This window comes from Saccharothrix sp. NPDC042600, from assembly GCF_040647305.1.
GTDB lineage: Bacteria > Actinomycetota > Actinomycetes > Mycobacteriales > Pseudonocardiaceae > Actinosynnema > Actinosynnema mutabilis.
Genome location: NZ_JBEZBW010000001.1, coordinates 48,991 through 66,672 on the forward strand (window position 1 = coordinate 48,991; position 17,682 = coordinate 66,672).

At 72.9% G+C, this 17,682-nt stretch carries 13 protein-coding genes; 7 read left to right on the top strand and 6 right to left on the bottom strand.

Annotated features, from left to right (window positions below):
- Nucleotides 1-166: 166 nt before the first annotated feature.
- The 6 genes from sigK (at nt 167) to AB0A74_RS00230 (ending at nt 6,667) form a co-directional block, all read left to right on the top strand.
- A complete protein-coding gene (sigK, locus tag AB0A74_RS00205) occupies nt 167-760 on the top strand; it encodes an ECF RNA polymerase sigma factor SigK (RefSeq protein ID WP_358246676.1) in 594 nt (197 codons plus the stop codon).
- On the top strand, nt 757-1,512 hold the full coding sequence (locus AB0A74_RS00210; protein WP_358246677.1) for an anti-sigma factor: 756 nt from the start codon (nt 757-759) through the stop codon (nt 1,510-1,512). Before sigK ends, AB0A74_RS00210 begins: the two co-directional genes overlap by 4 nt.
- 35 nt (nt 1,513-1,547) lie before the next feature.
- On the top strand, nt 1,548-3,149 hold the full coding sequence (locus AB0A74_RS00215; RefSeq protein WP_358246678.1) for a molybdopterin-dependent oxidoreductase: 1,602 nt from the start codon (nt 1,548-1,550) through the stop codon (nt 3,147-3,149).
- A gap of 180 nt (nt 3,150-3,329) precedes the next feature.
- Nucleotides 3,330-3,722 (top strand): hypothetical protein, encoded by a 393-nt coding sequence (locus AB0A74_RS00220; RefSeq protein ID WP_358246679.1) that lies wholly within the window; start codon nt 3,330-3,332, stop codon nt 3,720-3,722.
- Nucleotides 3,723-3,765: 43 nt separating this feature from the next.
- Nucleotides 3,766-5,919 (top strand): NB-ARC domain-containing protein, encoded by a 2,154-nt coding sequence (locus AB0A74_RS00225; RefSeq protein ID WP_358246680.1) that lies wholly within the window; start codon nt 3,766-3,768, stop codon nt 5,917-5,919.
- A 109-nt stretch (nt 5,920-6,028) separates the two neighbouring features.
- Nucleotides 6,029-6,667 (top strand): carbonic anhydrase, encoded by a 639-nt coding sequence (locus AB0A74_RS00230; protein ID WP_358246681.1) that lies wholly within the window; start codon nt 6,029-6,031, stop codon nt 6,665-6,667.
- 40 nt (nt 6,668-6,707) lie between these two features.
- On the opposite strand, the gene AB0A74_RS00235 is transcribed toward AB0A74_RS00230, so the two are convergent.
- The gene (locus tag AB0A74_RS00235; protein ID WP_358246682.1) at nt 6,708-7,676 is read right to left on the bottom strand and encodes an L-threonylcarbamoyladenylate synthase; all 969 of its coding nucleotides are present in this window, start codon (nt 7,674-7,676) and stop codon (nt 6,708-6,710) included.
- Between the two features lie 220 nt (nt 7,677-7,896).
- On the opposite strand from AB0A74_RS00235, the gene AB0A74_RS00240 reads away from it, so the two are divergent.
- Nucleotides 7,897-8,391: a hypothetical protein gene (locus tag AB0A74_RS00240; RefSeq protein WP_358246683.1), complete on the top strand. Its 495-nt coding sequence runs from the start codon at nt 7,897-7,899 to the stop codon at nt 8,389-8,391.
- A 76-nt stretch (nt 8,392-8,467) separates the two neighbouring features.
- Here AB0A74_RS00240 and AB0A74_RS00245 read toward each other — a convergent pair whose 3' ends face one another.
- The 5 genes from AB0A74_RS00245 to AB0A74_RS00265 all read right to left on the bottom strand — a co-directional run bounded on the left by AB0A74_RS00245 (nt 8,468) and on the right by AB0A74_RS00265 (nt 17,556).
- A complete protein-coding gene (locus tag AB0A74_RS00245; protein WP_358246684.1) occupies nt 8,468-9,217 on the bottom strand; it encodes a GAF and ANTAR domain-containing protein in 750 nt (249 codons plus the stop codon).
- Nucleotides 9,218-9,296: 79 nt separating this feature from the next.
- Nucleotides 9,297-9,467, bottom strand: a complete 171-nt coding sequence (locus AB0A74_RS00250; RefSeq protein ID WP_358246685.1) for a hypothetical protein — start codon at nt 9,465-9,467, stop codon at nt 9,297-9,299.
- Nucleotides 9,468-9,560: 93 nt separating this feature from the next.
- Nucleotides 9,561-9,698, bottom strand: coding sequence for a hypothetical protein (locus AB0A74_RS00255; RefSeq protein ID WP_358246686.1), 138 nt, complete (start codon nt 9,696-9,698; stop codon nt 9,561-9,563).
- Nucleotides 9,699-9,732: 34 nt separating this feature from the next.
- A complete protein-coding gene (locus tag AB0A74_RS00260; RefSeq protein WP_358246687.1) occupies nt 9,733-10,164 on the bottom strand; it encodes a hypothetical protein in 432 nt (143 codons plus the stop codon).
- Between the two features lie 741 nt (nt 10,165-10,905).
- Nucleotides 10,906-17,556, bottom strand: coding sequence for an RHS repeat-associated core domain-containing protein (locus tag AB0A74_RS00265; protein WP_358246688.1), 6,651 nt, complete (start codon nt 17,554-17,556; stop codon nt 10,906-10,908).
- Nucleotides 17,557-17,682 lie beyond the last annotated feature (126 nt).

Consider the following 17,682-nt stretch of genomic DNA (forward strand, 5'->3'; position numbering starts at 1 on the left):
AGCCGATGACGTCTCGTGCGGACCGCGCGTGGCTGGGGGGCACTTCGCCGGCGCGGGAGCGGTGGGGGAGTCGGGACCGCCCGATCGGGTTGATACGGCACTCGGACGATCCGGTGCGGGGGTTGTCGCGAACACCTGTCGAGGGTGTCGACGGGAAGGTGACGCGATGGCGACCCGTGAGCGCAAGCTCCAGGCCGTGCCCGACGTCGGGGCCGAGCGGTCGGTCGAGGAGCTGTTGTGCCTGGTGGCGGGCGGTGACGAGAAGGCGTTCGAGCGGCTCTACGACGTGGTGGCGGGGCGGGTGTTCGGCCTGGTGTGGCGGGTGGTGCGCGATCACGCCCAGGCGGAGGAGGTCGCGCAGGAGGTGTTGCTGGAGGTGTGGCGCACGGCGGGTCGGTTCGACCCCGGGCGGGGGAGCGGGACGGCGTGGGTGATGACGATGGCGCACCACCGGGCGGTGGACCGGGTGCGGTCGGCGCGGGCCGCGACGCGGCGGGAGGACGTGGCGGCCCGGCGGGACGTGGAGACGCCGTTCGACGCGGTGAGCGAGCAGGTGGCCACGCGGATCGAGCGCCGCCAGGTGCGGCGGTGCCTGGCGACGCTGACCGAGGTGCAGCGGGAGTCCATCCTGTTGAGCTACTTCCAGGGCCACACCTACCCGGAGACCGCGTCCCTGTTGGGTCTCCCGCTGGGGACGGTCAAGACGAGGATGCGCGACGGGCTGATCCGGCTGCGCGACTGCCTGGGGGTGACCCGGTGATCGACGACATCGCTCGCATCGAGGCGCACACGCTCATCGGCGCGTACGTGCTCGACGCCGTCACCGAGGCGGAGCGGCGGGTGTTCGAGGAGCACCTGGCGGGCTGCTCCGGCTGTGCGCAGGAGGTCGCCGAGCTGCGTGAGACCACGGCGCTGCTGGCCGGTGGGGCGGAGGTGACGCCGCCCGCCGGGTTGAAGGACCGGGTGCTCACGGCCGTCGCGCACACGCGGCAGGTCCCGCCCGACCTGCCTCGCGCGACCGGTGGCCGGGCCGAGCGGTGGCGGCGAGCGGCGGCGGTCACCGCCGCGGCGGCGGTCGCGGTGGTGGTGGCGCTGGGCGTGCACACCGCGGCCGCCAACGACCGGCTGGAACGACAACTCCAGGCCCTGCGCCAGGTGGAGGCGGAGTCCGGCCGGTTCGCGGCGGTGCTGGCCGCCCCGGACGCCAAGCTGGTGCGCGGCGAGGTGACCGGCGGCGGCAGCGGCACCGCCGTGGCGTCCCGGACCCGGGGGCAGGTGGTGTTCCTGGCGCACGGTCTGGCCGCGCTGCCCGAGGACCGCACCTACCAGCTGTGGCTGATCGGCCCCGGCGGGCCGCGCCCGGCGGGACTGCTGTCCGGCTCGGGTGACCGGCCACTCCCGTTGCTGGCGAACGGGTTCACCGGTGGAGAGGCGGTCGGCCTCACCGTGGAGCCGCGCGGCGGGTCTGCCCGGCCCACCACGGCGACGGTCGTCGTGCTGCCGATGGTTTGAGCAATCCGCGGCGCGATCGGCTCCGAACACCGGGTGTGAACGCATCCACCCGCAGGCAGAGGACCGATCCCCGACCGCCGCGGCTGCCGTTGTGGGCAGCCGCGGCGGTCGGGCTGATCGCGGTGGCCGCCGCGTTGGCGGCGGGCCACCTGGTGGCGGCGCTGATCGACCCGTTCGCCTCCCCGTTCCTGGCGGTGGGCAACACGGCGATCGACCTGACGCCCCACCCGCTCAAGGACTTCGCGATCCGCACCTTCGGCGAGAACGACAAGGTCGTGCTCCTGGCCGGCATGGCGGCGGTCATCGCGGGCGCGGCGGTCGTCGCCGGGGCGTTGTCCCGGCGCACCCCGGTGCCGGGCACGGTCCTGGCCGCGGTGCTCGGCCTGGTCGGCGTCGTGGCCGTGCTCGCTCGCCCCACCCTGGACACGGTCGCCGTGTTGGCCCCGTTGGCGAGCCTGGTCGTGGGCGTCGGAGTGTTCCTGTGGTTGCACCGGATCGCGCCCCGACGCTCGTCGCGCAAGGCCGCGGTGGACGACCCGCGGCCGGTGGAGTGGGTGGTCCCCGGTCTGGGGCGGCGGCGGTTCCTGATCACGTCCGGTGTGGTCGCGGCGGGCGCGGGGGTGGCGGCGGCCGGTGGGCACCTCATCGGCGGCCGGGTGGACGTGGAGGCCTCCCGCCGGTCGATCCGGCTCACCCCGGACGTGACCGCGCCGCCCATCCCGGCGGGCGCGGACTTCGCGCGCGACGGGACGCCGGGCTTCATCACCCCCAACTCCGAGTTCTACCGGGTGGACACGGCGCTGTCGGTGCCCAAGCTGCTCGCGCAGGACTGGCGGCTGCGCGTCCACGGCATGGTGGACCGCGAACTCGTGCTCACCTACGACGACCTGCTGGGCCGTGAGCTGGTGGAGAAGACGATCAGCCTGTGCTGCGTGTCCAACGAGGTCGGCGGCCCGTACATCTCGACCACCAACTTCATCGGGGTGTCGTTGCGCGACATCCTGGCCGAGGCGGGCGTCCGGCCGGGGGCCGACCAGCTCGCGACCCGCAGCGTGGACGGCTGGACCTGCGGGACCCCGGTCGTCGACATCATGGCGCCGGACAGCGACGCCTTGTTGGCGATCGGCATGAACGGCGAGCCGCTGCCGGCCGAGCACGGGTTCCCGGTGCGCATGGTGGTGCCGGGCCTGTACGGGTTCGTCTCGGCCACCAAGTGGCTGGTCGACGCCGAGTTGACCACGTTCGCCGACTTCGACGCCTACTGGGTCAAGCGCGACTGGGCGCGGAAAGCCCCGATCAAGACCATGTCCCGCATCGACCGCCCGAAGGGTTTCGAGCAGGTCCCCGCCGGGAGGTTCGTCGCCGCGGGCGTGGCCTGGGCGCAGCACAAGGGCATCGACAAGGTCGAGGTCCGCCTCGACGGCGGCCCGTGGCGACCGGCCACGCTCAGCACCGAGGTGAACATCGACACCTGGCGCATGTGGCGGGCCGAGTTCGAGCTGTCCGCCGGGTCGCACACCCTCGACGTGCGCGCCACCGACCGCACCGGCTACACCCAGACCAGCGACCGCGCCGAACCGATCCCGGACGGTGCGAGCGGCTGGCACTCGATCTTCTTCACCGCCACGCCCGGCTGACCGGGGACTGACGCCATTGCTCTTCGACCACCTCCTCAAGCTCGTGATGGAGCTGTCCACCCCCTCGCCCCGGCCCGGGCGATTGCCACACGATCAGGTGAAACTCGTCCGGGAGCGGTCCCTGGGCGGACCGTTCTGCCACCTTCGACAGGGGGAGAGAAGTCGAGAGGGGGGCTTCAAGTGGACGAGTTCCTGACCGCCGCGGCGACGACCCTGGTGGAGAGGTTGGCGGGCGAGGCCTGGGAGAGCGCGGTCGCCGCGATCGGCGGGTTGTGGCGGCAGGCGCACCCGGATCGGGGGGACACCGTCGAAGCCGAGGCGGTGGACACCCGGACCGCGGCGTTGCGGGCGCGCACCGAGCGGGACGACGCCGTGGCCGCCGACCTGGTGGGCGAGTGGCGGAGCCGGCTGCGGCGGCTGCTCGCCGAGCACCCGGAGGCCGTCGACGAACTGCGGCGCCTGCTGGACGACGGGCCGACCGCCCGGGGCGCCGGGCGCCTGTCCCAGCGGGCGGAGGCGTCCGGTCGCAGCCGGATCGTCCTGGCCGGACGGGACGTGCACATCACGAGATGACCGGCGGCGGACGCCCGGTCCTCGCCCTTCGAGGGGGAACGGCGTGAACTGCGAACAGGTGTGCGACGAGCGGGTGGTGCGCAACGTCGCCGAGTCGCTCGCCGCGGGCGTCGTGGTCCAGGCGGGGTCGATCGACGGAGGCGTGCACTACCACCGGCCTTCGCCCGTGGTCGTGGTGCCGCACCAGCTCCCGGCCGATCCCGGGGCGTTCACCGGCCGGGCGGCCGAGCTGGCCGGGTTGGACGACGCGCTCACCGGGCGGGGCGAGATGCCGATCTGCGCGGTCGTGGGCACGGGCGGCACCGGGAAGACGTGGCTGGCGTTGCGCTGGGCGCACCGCAACCTGGACCGCTTCCCCGACGGGCAGTTGTTCGTCGACCTGGCGGGGTTCAGCGCCGACACGCCGGTGCGCCCGGAGGACGCCGCGCGGGCGTTCCTCGGCGCGCTGGGCGTCGAGCCGGAGTCGATCCCGGCGGACCTGCGCGCCTGCTCGGCGTTGCTGCGCAGCGTGGTCGCGGCCAGGCGCGTGCTGTTCGTGCTGGACAACGCCGCCGACTCCGCGCAGGTCGCGCCGCTGTTGCCGGGCAGTCCGACGTGCGCGGTGCTGATCACCAGCCGCAACCGCCTCACCGGCCTGGTCACCGGGCACAGCGCGCGGCACCTGGCGCTCGACGTGTTGAGCGGGGACGAAGCCGAGGCGCTGCTGGAAGCGAGGATCGGATCGGACCGCGTGCGCGCGGACGCGGCGGCCCTCGCGGTGATCAGGCGAGCGTGCGGTGACCACCCGCTGGCGCTCAGCGTCGTGGCCGGGTGGGCGCAGACCCACCCGCGAGCCTCGACGGCGGCGCTGGCGCACACGTTGCTCACCTCCGGGCTGGCCGCCCTGGCCGGACCCGACACGTCGGCGGACCCCGGCGTCGTGCTGTCGTGGTCCTACCGCGCCCTCGACCCCGGCCAGGCCCGGCTGTTCCGGCTGCTCGGCCTGTGCCCGACGACCCGGATCGGCACGTTCGCCGCCGGGGCACTGGGCGGACTCCCGCACGCCGAGGCGCGCAAGCTGCTGCGGGACCTCGCCGACCGCTCGATGCTCGCCGAGGACGACGACGGCCGGTACCGCATGCACGACCTGGTCCACGAGTACGCCGTCACCCTCGCCCGCCGCGCGCCCGCGCGGGCGCACGAGCCCGCCGTCCGCCGCCTGGTCGACTTCTACGTGCACACCTCCTTCGCCGCCAACCGCCTGCTCGACCCGTCGCGCCGACCGATCCACCTCGACCCGCCCGCGCCGCACTGCGCCCCGGCGCGCTTCACCGACGCGACCGCCGCCGCGGCGTGGTTCGCCGAGGAGTACCGGGAACTGCGCGCCGTGCAGAACCTCGCCGGCCGGCACGGGCTGCACGAGGCGGTCGGCCGGCTCGCCTGGACGATGAGCACCTTCCAGCACCGCCAGGGCCTCCTGGCCGACCAGGTCGTCTGCTGGGAGTCCGCGCTGGACTCCGCCCGGCGACTCGGCGATCGTCGCGAGCAGACCCGGGCGCACACCGTGCTGGGCTACCTGTGGGCGCTGGCGCGCGACCACAACCGGGCGCTGGACAACCTGAACACCGCGCTGCTGCTCGCGGACGACGCGTTGGGGCGGGCCCACGTGCACCGCAACCTGGCACGGGCGTGGGAGTCGCACGGCGACGCCCGCCGGGCCTGCGGGCACGCCGCCCGCGCCCACACCGCGTACCGGAACCTGGGCGAACCCGTCTGGGAGGCCGAAACCCTCACCATGCTCGCCCGCCACACGGCGAGACTGGGCGACTACGAACGGGCCGCCGCGCACTGCCACGCGGCGCTGGTGTTGAACCGGCGGCACGGCAACGTGACCGGGGAAGCCGACACGCTGCACGTCGGTGGCCACATCGCCTACCGCACCGACCAGCACCGGTCGGCGGTCGCCTGCTACGAACGCGCCCTGGCCCTGCGCCGCGCCCTGGGCAGCACCAGCGCGCAAGCCGAAACCCTCGACGAACTCGGCCGCCCGCTGCTGGCCCTCGGCCGGCCGCGCCACGCCGCACGGGCGTGGCGGGCCGCGGCGGACCTGTACGACCGGCTGCACCGGACCGCGGACCGCGAGCGCGTCCTGCGTGACCTCGACGCGGTGCCCGACACCCGGCGGGGCCGTTCGGCACCGCGGGGCGGCGGTCGGTGAGCAGCCGGCGGCCTCGGCGTTCGGCGCACGGTCGCGCACCTCGGGACGGTCTCTGATTGGACGTTGCTCACACCGACGAATGGCGGCGGTCTGAACTAGGCTGCGGGTCATGCTTGAGACGCAGGCCCTCAGCCCCGCCGAAGCCTTCGACCTGCTGCTCACCGGGAACCGGCGCTTCGTCGCCGGCTCCCCGGAGCACCCGAACCAGGACGCGGCGCGCCGCGCCGAGATCGCGCCGGGTCAGCGCCCGTTCGCGGTGCTGTTCGGCTGTTCGGACTCCCGGTTGGCCGCCGAGATCATCTTCGACCGGGGCCTGGGCGACCTGTTCGTGGTGCGCACGGCGGGCCACGTGGTCGGCTCCGAGGTGCTGGGCAGCGTCGAGTTCGGGGCGGAAGTGCTGGGGTGCCCGTTGGTGGTCGTGCTCGGCCACGACTCGTGCGGCGCGGTGGCGGCGGCGTGCGCCGCGGTGGACGGCGGTGCGACGCCGTCCGGGTTCGTCCGGGACGTCGTGGAGCGGGTGACGCCCAGCGTGCTCGCGGCGCGGGCGGCGGGTCGGGTGCAGGCCGACGAGATCCTCGCCGAGCACGTCCGGCACACGATCGACCTGCTCTTGGACCGTTCCCGCGTGCTCGCCGACCGGGTCGCCGCGGGTGACACGGCCGTCGTGGGCCTGTGCTACCGCCTGGCCGACGGCCGCGCGGACGTGGTCGCGGCACGCGGACTGGACGTCACCGCGTCGGCGTCCTGACGCGCTCGCGTCGGCGTCCTGACGCGCTCGGGGGCGGCGGTCAGCGCGGTCCTGCGGCGCGGCGGAGTCGGTTGGCGATCGCGAGGCCCAGTCCCCGCTCCGCCGGCAGGGAGGCGATGATGAGGTCGCACCCCCGCAGGTCCAGTTCGCGCAGGTAGCCGTACAGGCCGCGGGCGTAGGCGGTCGTGGAGGCGGGGACCGGCACGACGGCGTGTGCCGTCACCGGGGTGTCGGCGAGGGCGGGTGGGAGGAAGACGCCCACCCGGCGCCCCTCCTCTTGGGCGCGGCGCGCTTCGGCGAGGACCAGTTCGGGCTCGACCAGGACGACCTTGGCGCGGGGCGCGTAGTGCGACGGGTGCTGGCCCGGGACGCGGACCCGGCTGCCCGAGCCGTCCGCGACCGGGCGGCCCAGCACGTCCTCCAGGTCTTCGCGGGTCACGCCGCCGGGCCGCAGGATGCTCGGGGTCTCGCCCGTGGCGTCGACGATGGTCGACTCGACGCCGACCTCGCAGGGCCCGCCGTCGAGCACGAAGTCCACGGCGTCGCCGAGTTCGGAGCGGACGTGGTCGGCCGTGGTCGGGCTGACCGAACCGAACCGGTTGGCCGACGGGGCCGCGACCGCGCCGCCGAAGGCGGACAGCAGCGCCAGCGCGACGGGGTGGTCGGGCACGCGCACGGCCACCGTCTCCAGTCCGCCGGTCGCCGCGAGGGGCACCCGGTGGCCGCGCCGCAGGACCAGGGTGAGCGGCCCGGGCCAAAAGCGCTCGGCCAGCAGCCGCGCCGTCGCCGGGACCTCGGCGACCCAGTCGCCCAGGTGCTCCGCGTCGCCGATGTGGAGGATCAGGGGATGGGTGGGCGGTCGGCCCTTGACCTGGAAGACGCGGGCGACGGCGGCGGGGTCCTCGGCGTTGGCACCCAGCCCGTACACGGTCTCGGTGGGGACCGCCACCAAGCCCCCGGCGCGCAACACGCCGGCCGCCTTGTCGATGTCGCTGATCGTCGCCGTCACCCTGGACCCTTCCACGTTCCGTGCACCCGGATGGCCGTACCAGCGTAGAGGGGCGGGTGAACGTGCCGTCGTCGGCGCTGCGTTGTGCGGCGAACCCCTCGTTCGGGGGGTGTCGGCGTGATGTCGAACCGGGTGGCGGTCCCGTGGGTACGTCGGGTGACGGGATCGATACGGGAACACGGGGCGCGCTGGGGCCCTCGGTGCGGAGGTGGGTTGGAACGTGGTTGACGGGCGGCTGGGCGTGGTGGGCACGGGCGTGGTGGACGGCGTCACGAGCGGGTGGTCGTCCGGGGCGGGTGGTGTCGCGTACGCGGATCGACCTCGTTGTGGGCGTCCGACGCGGACGGGTGAGCCTTGCCTCGCGGCGGTCCGGTACTCGGTGCCGTTGGGCCGGTTCGCCCCGGCGTGCCCCAGGCACCTCGACCCGCGGGAGCGGCGGAGGTTGGACGACGAGCCGTTGTGGTCCGCGCGCGGGCAGGTGCACTGGGCGTTGGTCGAGGCGTCGGCCGCGGGCAGCCCGGTGGCCGCATTCCGGATCGCCGCCCGCCTGCAGATCCAGCTACCGGTGGTGGTCGAGGCGTTGCACCGGCTGGCGACCGAGGGTCGGGTGGGCTCGGTCACCGCGCCCCGAGGACAGGTGTGGGGGACGCCCGAGGTCGTGGAGCGGTGGGCGGCCGAACGCGACCTCGCTCCGGCGTCCACCCGTGATGGGTGACGATCCGCACGGTTGACGATCCGCACGGGTGACGATGCGCCGGACCACGCGCCGGCGGGCGACGTGGCGTGGGCCGTCAGGCGTCGGGGCCGGTGATGCCGTGTTTGGCCAGCGCCTCGGTCAGCTCGCCGTCCTCCTGGGCGGTGACGAGGGTGCGGGCCAGGTCGCGGAGCTTGATGTTGGCGTGCTGGGAGGCGCGCTTGAGCACCGCGAAACCGGTTTCGGCGTCGATGCCGAACCGGTGCATCAGCACGCCCTGGGCCTGGCCGATCGTGTGGCGGCTTTGCAGGGCGACGGTGAGGTTGTCGACCAGGGTGCGGCTGTCGTGGTACACGCGGACGTTGTCGAACGCGACGCCGGCGTGCAGGGTCAGCAGCAGGACGATGTCGTAGGCGTGCCCGTCGAAGTGGTGCGGCGTGCGGGAGGCGAGCGTGAGCACCGCCGGGGGCGAGTGCTTGGTGGGCACGGGCAGCACCAGGCACGACCGCAGTTCGTGCACGGTCAGCGCCCCGGTGAACGCGGTCCAGCGGGTCTCGACCTCGACGTCGGCGATGCGTCTGGGTTCACCGAACCGCAGCGCCTCACCGATCGGGTTGTCGCTGGTCAGGTCCACGGTCAGCTCGGCAGCGCGCGGGCCCCGCTTGGAGGCGATGGTCTCGGCCTGCTCGTCGGGAGTCTCCACGGTGAGCATGGCGTGGTCACAGTCCGGAACCGTGCGAACCAGCCGGTCCAGGAACCGCTCGGTGATCGCTTCCACGTCATCGTCCTCGACCAGCCGCGACATCTCGACCAGGTCGTGGGCCAAGGTCAGCACCGACTCCGTCAACGCGCTCTCCCGTCACCTGACTGTGGCGTCCGCGGGGATGCTGCGCTGTTGAACATCCGAGTGCTCGAACTCTACGTCATCACCCGGTGCCGACCGCGCCCAGGGATTTCGCCGGCGTGGACGACGGGCTCGACGACGTCACGGAGTTCAGGGTTGCGAGCCTGGGAGGCGGTGCGAAGGCGGTGAACGCGGTGAGGCCATGGCGGTCCATCAGGGTGCCGACGGCCTCCTCCTGGTTTGTGAATCTCATGATGTGGTCATGGTGCGGACGGTTGAGGCGTTCTGTGAAGAGGCATGGCGCGACTACTCGTCGGCGTGCTGCCCAGGGCCTCCGGTCCGGTCGTCATGCCGGGTCTGTTCGCTCTGGGTGTTCGGTGATGTCGCTGGGTGATCCGGTGACTGCGCCGAGGAGGATCTGCGAAGACTCCACGATGCCCGTGGTTTCGTGATGTGCGATCACGTCGTTCGTGCCGGTCGGCATCGCTGAACCCCCCGTGACCCGGGGCGTGCGGCCCTCAGGACGGGTATGAGCCCTCGCATACCGAGACGCAAGCTCCGCGGTTGCCCGGGTCCGGTCCCGTGGCCCGTTGCCGTGTCTCACCGTTGTCCCAGGCCCGGTCGGCGGCGGCCCACCGTTTCGCCCGTTCGACCAAGCCGGCCAAGTGCTCGCGCGTCTTCGGAGACGAGTGCTCGGACACCGCGCCGGGCAACGCCTCGACCAGGACCCGCACGATCTCACCGCGCTGCTTGTGGGTGAAGTAGTCGAGTGTCAGGGATTGCATCTGGTTGTCGGCGAGGAAGTGCAGCATCTCGGAGACGCCGTCGTCCTGGATCTGGTCCGCGACGAACCGCATCACCCACCAGACCAGGGAGGCAGGCGCTTCCCAGTCCAGCTCGCGCCAGTCGGCGGTGGTGTGGTCTTCCGCGAAGGCGATGTAGCCGAGCACTGCAGATCAACTCCGTCGATTGTGTTGAGACCTGAAGTCCACTCCGGACATGCCGGACCCCGGCACCAATGGGTCGACAACGCGAGCACACCGTGGCGAGCAGTGGCCTGCCGACCGCCGCGGTACCCGATCGCATCCGGGTGCGCACTCCGCCCGAAGGAACAGGCCCTGACGGCGCCTCTGCCCCACGCGTCACCGATTGACCACAGTGGAATGGACGAGCCCATCATCGCCCGAGGGAACCTGCGATATATCCGCCGTCTGACAGAGATCGTCGATCTGAACTGATGCAGACGAGGGATGGCGCGTTCGCCGGTTGACCGTTGACCCCGTGGCGGTCCACAGCAGTGCGAGCCAGGTCTTGCCGATGGTGCCCGCGCCGCCGAGGGCGGAGATGAGCACCGGTGCCCCGCCGAACGCTTGGTCGAGGTGGTCGTGGCAGGCGGCCGGTGAACTGGCGTAGCGCGGCGGGGAGTTGGCGCGGTGACCCCGCGCTCGGGCGGCGTCACGGACCTGACGTTCAGGCCGCCGTGCACGGCGCCGGCGTTGACGGCTCGGCTTCCTCCACGACGACACCTCCGAGAACCGGGTCGGCGGACCGTTCGGTCGGGCGGAATACGGCGCACAACTGCGGCCGCGCCCCATGCAGGTGGCCTGCTCGGCGCGAGTGCTTCGGATACTGGATCAGCCCGCCGCCCCCGGTAGGGGGCAGCGGGCCGTCAACCGGTCGCCCGGGTGGGGTCAGTCCGCGCCGTAGTTCCTGCGCTTCCGCTTGTACCAGCCGTTCTGGTAGACGTTCATCACGAACCCGCTCTGGGCCTGGTGCATGTAGTACAGGGAGCGGTGACGGCGCACGCCGACCCGGGACGACACCGGGCCCGAGGAGCGCCAAATCCTCTTGCGGTAGAACTTCCGCCACGACCGCATACGCATGTGCTTGGCGTGGCTGGTCGCCCGTGCTCCGTACATGCGGGAGATGCCCTTGCCGACGGCGCCGCCCGCGAGTGACCAGGCCGCGCTCTTGCCGAAGGACTTCCAGTACGTGCGGCCACCCCACCGCCTGGCATCCGCGCGGGCGACCAGTGCGCCCGCCGCCAGACCCGCGCCCAGGCAGACACCGGCTGAGGCGAAGACGCACACGCCGAACGCCGCGACAGTGGCGGCCCGCCCGACGTTCTTCCACGTCAACCACTTGGGTCGGCGCCACTGGCCGTCGAGGTCCTCGTCGTTGACCGGGTCGGCCGGGTAGGTGTAGGCGTTGCTGTTGCCGCCGGACACCGGGTCGGGGCTGGTGAACAGGCCGGTGACCGGGTTGTAGAGCCGGACGCCCATCAAGGTCAGGCCCACGGCGGTGACCGCGCGCTGCCGGGCGCCCAACCAGCCGTACTCGACCTCACCGGTGGTGGCGGTGTTCGTCGCGGCGGCTACGCCGAACTCGTCGTAGTCGCTCCACCCGGTGACGGCCGTGGCCGCCGCACCACTCGGCGGCAAGTCGACCGTCGTCACGATGTCGTTGTGGAGGTCGGCGATGGCCAGGTCCGCCTCGCCCGTGCCGGTGACGGTCAGCGCGAGTTCGCCGCCAACCAACTCGGCGTAGCGCCGGGTGACGCCGTCCTCGGTGACCCAGGTCGGGTTGTCGGAGTTGTCGGTGTAGTGCCGGACCGTGCGGGTGGTGTCTGTTGGGCGGGTGACGGTTTCCGTGGTGCGGCGGTCGGCGGCGTCGAGGGTGAAGGTTGTTGTTGTGCTGCCCTGGGTGATGGAGGCGGCCAGGTCGTTGTCGTGGTAGGTCAAGGCGATGTCGCCGGCTTGCGGGGTTGGGGCGTCGGACGCCGGGATGGTCAGGGCGCGGCCCAGGGGGTCGTAGGTGTAGGTGCCCTGGGTGTTCGTGCCGGTGACGGGGCGGTCGGCGGTGTCGTAGGTGCGGGTTGTGGTGGTGCCGCCGGTGGTGGTGCAGGAGCCGTCCGCGGCGGCGGGGGTCGTGGTCTTGGTTCGGCGGTTGTCGTTGGTGTCGTAGCCGTAGGAGCGGGTCACGCAGGACGGGGTTTCGGCCGGGTCGGTCACGTCCACGCCCGTGGTCGCGGCGGTGCGGTCCCGGACGGTGGTCAGGCGGCCGGCCGGGTCGTAGGCGTAGGCGCGGTCGTAGGGGACGGCGTCGCCCAGCTCGTCGCCCGCCGGGCCGGTGAACGCGCTGCCCTCGGGTGTCCACTCGCGGGCCACGCGGCCGGTCACGTCGTTGTCCTGCGACCACGTCAACCAGCCGCCGTCGGGGTCGACGGTGGTGGTGCCGTCCTCGTTCACCGTGGTCACGCGGCCGGTGTAGCGCAGGCCGACCGGCTCGCCCGCGTGGTCGAACTCGTCGTGGCGGGTCACGCCGCCGGGCAGCTTGCGGGTGACCAGCGCGCCGTCGGCGTCGTAGGCCCCGGTGGAGGTCCACGTCGAGCCCGACGCGGTGACCTCGACCTTGGTGGCCAGTCCTCGGCGTTCGGTGCGGCCGGCGGCGTCGGTGCCGTCGTAGGTGTAGCGGGTGGAGCCGCCTGCGTCGGTCACGGTCGCCACCGAGCCGGCCGCGTCGTAGACCGTCGTCGTGGGCGACTCGCCGGAGGGCTGGTAGGTCGTCTGCCTGCCCCACGAGTCGTAGCCGGTGGTGATCGTTCCGGCGACGGACCCGTCGGCGTTGCGCGCGGTCACCTTCGTGGCCGCGCCGGTCTGCGGGTCGTACTCGGTCTCCTTGCGGGTGGTGGGCGTCGAGCCCGTCAGTCCGGTGACCGTGGTCGCCGTGGTCGCGGTGCGGCCGTCGGGCAGGTAGGTGGTCGTGGTGGTCCGGGTGACCGGTCCGGAGGTCTCCACGACGGTGGTCGGGGCCAGCAGGGCGGAGTAGCCGGTCGTGGTGGTCGTCGGCAGCGTCGGGCCGGAGCTGGGAGCCGCGACCGGGTGGGTCTTGCACGCCAGGCCGGCCCACTGGGGCTTGTTCCCGCACTCGGGGTGGGCGGTGTTGGCGGCGACCGTGTAGTGCACGGTCCTAGTGGTGCCCGCGTCCGTCCCGGGCGAGGCCGGTTGGCGGGTCTCGACGGTCCGTCCCTCGCTGTCGTGGCGGGTGGTGCGGGTGATGTCGGCGGCGGAGGCCGTGCCGTCGAGGTCCACGTCGGTGGTCACGCGGCCCGGCAGGCTCAGTGCCCACCCGTCCGGGTCACCGGCGACGGCAGGCGCGTAGTCGGTGAAGGTGCGGGAGACGACCTCCACGTCCTGGCCGGTCCCCGGGTCGTGGGCGAACGTGGTCGCGGTGGTGGGCAGTCGGTAGGGCAGCGTCGTCGCCGGGTTGATGCCCGTGTTCGGCGCGCCCTGGTCGAAGTCGGTTCTGGTGTGGGTGCGCAGCCACGCCTGGGACCCGTCGCGCAGGACCGCCGTGCGGGACGGTCCGTAGGTGTCGGTGATCAGCGTCCCCGCGGGGGTGACCACGGTCGAGCCGGCGAGGATGTCGGTGTTGTAGACGGTCAGCGTGGCTAGTTGGTCGGCGGTGGCCCCGGCGGGCAGGCGTTCGTCCACGACCAGCCGCAGCGCGCGTTCGTCGAGTTCGCGCACCACGTTGCCCTGGGCGTTGTAGTCGGTCGCGGTGAGTTGCCAGGCGCCGGCGCCGTATTTGGCCGTGTTGACGGTGTAGCCCTGGGCGTCGGTGTACTGCAGGTCGGCGTGTTCCCAGTCGCCGGCGGCGATCCCGCCCGGGGAGGTGGTGGCGACCGGGTGGTCCGGGCCGAAGACGGCGTAGCCCTTCACCGGGGCGACGGCCTGGTTCCAGCGGTCGACCGAGGTCGCCGACAGGTCGGGCAGGCCCGTGCCGGTGGTCGGCACGTCGTAGACGAACGAGGCCAGGGTCGCGATGCCGCCGGTCGGGTCGCCGGCGGGCCGGTCGCGTTTGACGTTGGCCAGCTTCACGTCCGGTGCCGCGGTGTAGGACAGCTGGAAGGGCACCTGGCCCGCGGGTTTGACCGAGGTCAGCCGGTTGCCCGCGTCGTAGCCGTAGGTCGTGCCCAGACCGCTGCGCGGGTCGGTCACCGTCGCGAGGCGGCCGGCCGTGTCGTAGGTGTAGGCGGCCACCTGGGTGGAGGCCATGCCGCCGCGGTCGGGGTCGTGGATGTCCAGCCAGGCGGCGACCAGGCGGCCGTTGGCGGAACCCGTCGTGCCGTGCTCCAGGCGCAGCGACCGGCAGCCGACCGCGCCGGTGTAGCCGCCCTGGGCGTCGAGGCAGGTGATGCCGGGCGCGGCCGGCGCGAGGACGCGGGTCACCCGGCCGGCGGTGTCGTAGGTGTAGGTGGTCTTGCCGGGCACCCCGGCCTCGGTGACGCCGGTGGGCCGGAACTTCCCGGCGGCGGTGGCGGTCGGCGCGCCGGCGGCGGTCGTGGTGAAGGTGGTGATCGTGCCGTCGTCCTCGGTGTAGGCGATGGTGGTCGCCGCGCCCGTGCCGGCCACGGTCAGCTTGCCCGCGTCCAGGGCGGTCTCCTCGTCGGCGGGCACCCACGTCCCGGGCTGGAGGTCGGCGGTGGTGCGCCGGGTGCCGGCCGGGGACTCGAACACCAGCGCGGTGCCGTCGCCGTCGAGCAGCGCGAGGGTGCCGTCGGCGCGGGTGCCGTCCACGAGCCGCATCCCGGCCACGCCGCCCTCCGCGCCGTCGAACTGCGCGGTCCAGCCGGGACCGAACACGCCGGTGGCCGCGTCGGTGGTCCCGGCGAAGGTGGAGTGCGACCGCGACAGGGCGAGGTCGCCGGTGTAGCCGGGCACGGAGACGTCGGTGGCCTCGGTGTGGAACTCACCGGTCCACAGCGCGACCTGGCCCGGTCCTGCGTCCGCGGTCGGGAAGCCGTTGCCGAACGCGTGCGGCACGCGCAGCACCGTGGTCCTCGACTGCGACCAGGTGCACTGCGTGGAAGCGCTGTAGACCAGGCAGACCTGCACGTCCAGCAGGGCCGGGACGCGGTCGTTGAGCGCGGTCGGCTGCACGCCGGCGGTGGCGGGGTCGGAGTCGAGCTGACCGTCCTGCGTCTCGGCGGTGGTGTTCCACGTGCCGGCGACGGTCACGCCCGCGGCGCCGTTGTCGGTGACGGTCAGGGGTGCGTTGGTGGCGGTGTTCCAGCCGGTGGTTTCGCTGTTGCCGCCGTAGCCGGACAGGCGCCACTTGAGTGTGGCGGTGACGCTGCCGGAGGTGCCCTTGGGTGGGCCGGAGGCGGTGATGCGGACGCCGCCGGTGGTGGTCGTGCGGGGCGTGACCGCGGGGCTGGACAGGGTGGCCGAGCCGTAGCCGAAGGAGTAGCCGCCCAGGCCCGAGAGCAGGCCGGACGGGGTTTCGGCGCGGACGGCGATGGAGTGTTGGCCCGGGGTGCGGGGGAGGGTGACGGTGACCTTGCCGTCGCCGCCCATGCTGGTCGGGGTGATCTTGAGGTGGCCGGGTGGGCCGCCGGTGAAGTTGGTCGGGTAGGGCTTGGCGTCGACGTTGACCCGGACGTAGCCCGGCGCGCTCCAGCCGGTGCCGGTGGCGGTGATCGTGCAGGTCACGTCGGTGGTCGGCGGGGTGTCGGTCCAGGAGCCGTTGGGGTACGGGCAGGACACGGTGGGCACGGCCGGGGTGGTGGCGGCGATGCGCACCAGGGCCCAGGGCGACCAGCCGGACTTGAGGAAGCCGTCGGTGGTGCGCGCCCGGACGACGATGGCGGTGTTGTCGGGCAGGTCGGCGTTGGGTTGGCAGCCGGCCGTGGTGCCCGAGGGGTAGGACGAGCTGGTGCAGGTGGCCTTCAGCGTGGCCGCGGTGCCGGCGGTGGAGGTGTGGAACTCGAACTCGTAGCGCACGTTGTTGCCGTCGGCGTCGGTGCCCTTGGACGACACCCAGGTGCGGCGGTTGGCGGTGTAGAGGTAGGTCGAGGCGCCGGGCGCGGCGTAGGAGACCGCGTTGACGATCGTGGGTTTCGCGGGGACCGTCGGCGGGCGGTTGTAGGTGTAGGAGATGTACGGGTCGGCGGAGCCCTCGCTGGAGTGGAACCTCTTCCAGGAGTTGGAGTCGGACTCGTTGCCGGCCATCAGCACCATGCCGCCGACGGTGTAGGTCGCGTTGGACCAGGCCTGCACCAGCGGGGTGATCGGCACCGACATCCGGCCCGCCGGGCAGCCGCTGTCGTGGCCCTTGGCGACGTTGGCCGAGCCGTACTGGGAGCCGATCGTGGGTTGGGAGGTCCAGCGCGTGGAGGTGGAGGCGAGTTGCGCGCTGCGGACGATCATCGTGGACGGTGTGCACGAGTAGGACCAGGTCTCGAACAGCGACAGGGTCGCGCCGAGGATCTGCTTGCCCTTGAACGGGGCCACCGGGACGTTGAGGAACGACCGCGCCTTCACCGTGCCGCCGTTGTAGGTGCCCAGCTTCAACTCCGGGGAGGTCGACTGGTCGCTGGTGTAGTCCGACTGCGCCCAGGTGTCGAAGTTCGGGAACGCGTTGGCCACCGCGTAGGTCGGGTCCACCGTGATCGGGAAGGACCGCTTGGCGTCCAGCACCCACGCCGGATCGGGCGCGACCACCAGGTGCTCGCCCTCCACGCGCAGGTCCACCTTCGCGCGGTTGACCGGTTCGCCGCTGCGCCGGTCGATCTCGGCGTCCCACATGTAGGCCACCGGGATCGAGGAGTGGACCTCGCCCTTGTCGTCGAGGAACGCGATCGCGCCGTCGGGTTCCTGCCGCACGGTCAAATCCTTGATCCGCAACGGGATTCGCCACACCGGCGCGGTCGTGGGCCGTTTCTTGACGACGAAGTCGTATTCGAACCCGGATCGGCGGGTGTGCACGAGGAAGTCCACGCCCGGTTCCACGTCGGCGTAGCGGGCTTTCGTGCCGTCCAGTTCGGGTTTGGGCAGCGGCCAGGGCGCGTCCCAGCGGACCTCGCGCGCGCCGTCCTGCGCCGCGGCGGCGACCAGCAACCCGCCCGCCTTGCCGTGGTCCTTGCCCAGCTTCACCCGCAACGGGTGCCCGCCGGGCGCCGCGGTGCCGTCGCGGTCGCGCCGCCAGGTCAGGTCCACGTCCTTCCAGCGGCCCTCGGACGTGCGGAAACGCACCGCGCCCGAGTGCTCGTCGGTGGTCATCGTCCCGTCGGGGTTGGCCCAGGTCGTGGACGACTCGGTGCGCAGCGACTCGACCTCGACCTTGGACCCCTGGGCTCGCGCGCTGACCGCGGCCGACACGACGTCCGGGCGGGACCCGACGACGGGACCGGCGGCCGGCGCGGGATCGGGCGCGGCCACGGCCGGCGGTGTCGTGGTCTCGGCGGTGCCGGCGGTGAGGACCACGGCGAGCGCGATGGCGAGCAGCCTGGTCCGGCGCGGTAACGGTCGGTCGGTGGAGCGCGCCGACGATGCGGCCATGGTTCCCCCAAGTGGCGATGGCGTGCGGACCGCGAGTCCCCCCGGCTCGCGGTCCTGCTTCACATCAGTTGACGGAAGCGGCACCGACCGTAAACCTGCATTAAGGAACCGGTCAATGCGAGCAAA

Excerpts from the sequence above, each read along its gene's own strand:
- sigK (WP_358246676.1), top strand. The coding sequence starts at position 167 with ATGGCGACCCGTGAGCGCAAGCTCCAGGCCGTGCCCGACGTCGGGGCC.
- AB0A74_RS00230 (WP_358246681.1), top strand. The coding sequence starts at position 6,029 with ATGCTTGAGACGCAGGCCCTCAGCCCCGCCGAAGCCTTCGACCTGCTG.
- AB0A74_RS00250 (WP_358246685.1), bottom strand. The coding sequence starts at position 9,467 with ATGAGATTCACAAACCAGGAGGAGGCCGTCGGCACCCTGATGGACCGC.
- AB0A74_RS00255 (WP_358246686.1), bottom strand. The coding sequence starts at position 9,698 with ATGCCGACCGGCACGAACGACGTGATCGCACATCACGAAACCACGGGC.
- AB0A74_RS00265 (WP_358246688.1), bottom strand. The coding sequence starts at position 17,556 with ATGGCCGCATCGTCGGCGCGCTCCACCGACCGACCGTTACCGCGCCGG.